This is a genomic window from Phenylobacterium sp., from assembly GCF_041920015.1.
Taxonomy (GTDB): Bacteria; Pseudomonadota; Alphaproteobacteria; order Caulobacterales; family Caulobacteraceae; genus Phenylobacterium.
On the sequence record NZ_JAYRST010000146.1, the window covers coordinates 1 to 2,844 of the forward strand.

At 71.2% G+C, this 2,844-nt stretch carries 2 protein-coding genes; both read left to right on the plus strand.

From position 1 onward, the window contains the following. A partial coding sequence (locus tag ACE3TL_RS16860) for an ATP-binding protein (protein WP_374579814.1) occupies nt 1–1,884 on the plus strand: 1,884 nt, incomplete at its 5' end. Between the two features lie 89 nt (nt 1,885–1,973). Beyond that, nucleotides 1,974–2,844, plus strand: an 871-nt coding sequence (locus ACE3TL_RS16865; RefSeq protein WP_374579815.1) for a DUF3089 domain-containing protein, incomplete at its 3' end; no start/stop codon positions are given.

The following is a 2,844-nucleotide window of genomic DNA, read 5'->3' on the forward strand; positions in this document are numbered from 1 at the left end:
TGGGACGAGGCCTATGTGAAGCTGGAGGGCGAGGTCGATCCCGAATGGGCCGACCTCTATGTCGGCAGCTATTTCACCACCTACATGCAGCACGCCGCCTCCTTCGTCCTCGATGACCGGGACCGGCCGCGCTACGCGTGGCGCGACGGCGGCCGCATCGATCCGCACCGCGCCGGAAGCTTCCTGCATCAGGCCGCTCCGCTGGTGGCGCAGGTGCGCGAACTGGAGCGCACCCGCGGCGCGGCCCGCCGCCGCGGCCTCACCGGGGCGATCATCAAGACCGGCTTCGTGCTGGACCAGGGCCAGCTCTACATCGTCGCCGTGGGCAACATCGTGCCCGAGACCGTGGCCGTGAAGCCGCGGCCCGGCGCCTCCCACCTGCTGGTCTCGGCCCGCCGGATCGATCCGGCCTTCCTCGGCCGGCTGGCCGGCGACATGCGCCTGGGCGAGGTGCGGCTGACCCTGGGCGACGGCGCCGCGCAATCGGCCCTGCCGATCGCCGACGTCTCCGGGCGCCAGGTGGCGAACCTGCGCTGGACGCCCAGCCTGCCCGGCGCCGTGGTGCTGCGCCAGATCGCCCCGCTGTTCGCCCTGGTTCTCTGCCTGCTGCTGGCGGCGGCCGCGGCCCTCGCCGCCCGCGTCCGCGCCGTCTTCCGCCGGATCGACCTCAACGACGCGGCCCTGCAGCGCAGCCTGGACGAACTGGTCCGCGCCCGCGACGAGGCCGACGCCGCCAACCTCGCCAAGTCGCAGTTCCTGGCCAATATGAGCCACGAGATCCGCACCCCGCTCAACGGCGTGCTGGGCATGACCCAGATCATGGCGCGCGAGGATCTCACCCCCGCCCAGCGCGACCAGCTCGACGTGGTGCGCGATTCCGGCCAGACCCTGCTCGCCCTGCTCAACGACATCCTGGACATCTCCAAGATCGAGGCCGGCCGCCTGGAGATCGACAACCACGAGTTCGACCTCGCCGCGGCGGTCCACGCCGCCTGCATGCCCTTCGCCAGCCTGGCCGACCACAACGACGTCGCCTTCCTCATCGAGATCGACGAGCGCGCCCGCGGCGTCTGGCTGGGCGATGGCGCGCGCCTGCGCCAGGTGCTGGCCAACCTCGCCTCCAACGCCGTCAAGTTCACCGCCCGCGGCGAGATCGTCGTCCATGTCTCGCGCTGCGCGCAGGGCCTGCGCTTCGTGGTCCGCGACACCGGCCTCGGCATCCCGGCGCAGCGGCTCGCCGCCCTGTTCGAGAAGTTCAACCAGGGCGACGCCTCGACCACCCGCCGCTTCGGCGGCACGGGCCTGGGCCTGGCCATCAGCCACGAGCTGACCGCGCTGATGGGCGGCGAACTCGCCGTCGAGAGCATCGAGGGTCAGGGCTCCACCTTCACCGTCACCCTGCCGATGCGCTGGCGCAGCCCCGCCCTCACCGCCCCCCTGCCCACGCCGGCGGTCCAGGCCAGGGCGGTCGAGAGCGGCGCGCGCGTGCGCATCCTGGCCGCCGAGGACAACCCGACCAACCAGCTCGTGCTGCGCGCCATGCTGGAGCCCTTCGACGTCGACCTGACCCTGGCCGCCGACGGCCGCGAGGCGGTGGAATCCTACGCCGCCGCCAAGTTCGACCTGATCCTGATGGACGTGCAGATGCCGGTCATGAACGGCGTCGAGGCCGCGCTCGCCATCCGTCGCCTGGAGGCCGAGCGGAACCTTCCGGCCACGCCCATCCTCGCCCTGTCGGCCAATGTCATGGCCCATCAGGTGGCCGAATACCTGGCCGCCGGCATGAACGGCTTCGTGCCAAAGCCCATCGAGACCGCCCGCCTGCTCGGCGCCATCGACGAGGCGCTCTGCGCCGCCGGCGATCTTGCGACCCGCGCGGCCTGAACCGGTCCCGGCCAGGTTCTGACTGGACCACGCCCGCCGCTCGGGCGATCCTGCCCCCATTGCAAGCCATAGATTTTCAGTGGGGAAACATGTCCAGATTCACGCTTGCGGCGGCCGCCGCCGGCCTCGCATTCAGTCTTTCGGGCCCGCCCGCCCTGGCTCAGGACCCGGCTGCGACGACGCCCAACGACTATTCCAAGTCCGAGAACTGGCTCTGCTGGCCCGGCCGCGCCGACGCCTGCGCCATCGACAACACCACCACCGTGGTCAAGGCGGACGGCTCGATGAGCCGCGAGACCTGGAAGGCCGATCCCAAGGCCCCGGTCGACTGCTTCTACGTCTATCCCACCGTCTCCAACGATCCGGGCGTGCTGTCGGACATGACTCCGAACGCCGAGGAGCGTCGCGTGGTCGAACAGCAGCTCGCCCGCTTCGGCGCCAAGTGCCGCGTCTATGCGCCCATGTACCGCCAGGTCACCCTCACCGCCCTGCGCGCGGCCATGACCCCCGGCGCCAAGCCGCCCGCCACGCGCCCGACCACCAACTATGACGACGTGCGCGACGCCTGGAACTATTACCTGACCCACGAGAACAAGGGCCGCGGCGTGGTCCTGATCGGCCACTCCCAGGGCGCCGGCCTGCTGACCGAGCTGATCGCCAGGGAGATCGACGGCAAGCCCGCGCGCGATCGCCTGGTCTCGGCCCTGCTGCTGGGAACCAACCTGCCGGTGGAGAAGGGCAAGGACGTCGGGACCTTCAAGACCGTCCCGCTCTGCAAGTCGGCCGACCAGTTCGGCTGCGCTGTGGCCTATGTCAGCTTCCGCGACACCGTCCCGCCGCCGGCCAACAGCCGCTTCGGCGTCCCGCGCGAGCCGAACCCGGCCATGGAGGCGGCCTGCGTCAACCCGGCCGCGCTCGGCGGCGGCAAGGGCGAGTTGCACGCCTACCTCTCCTCGGGCG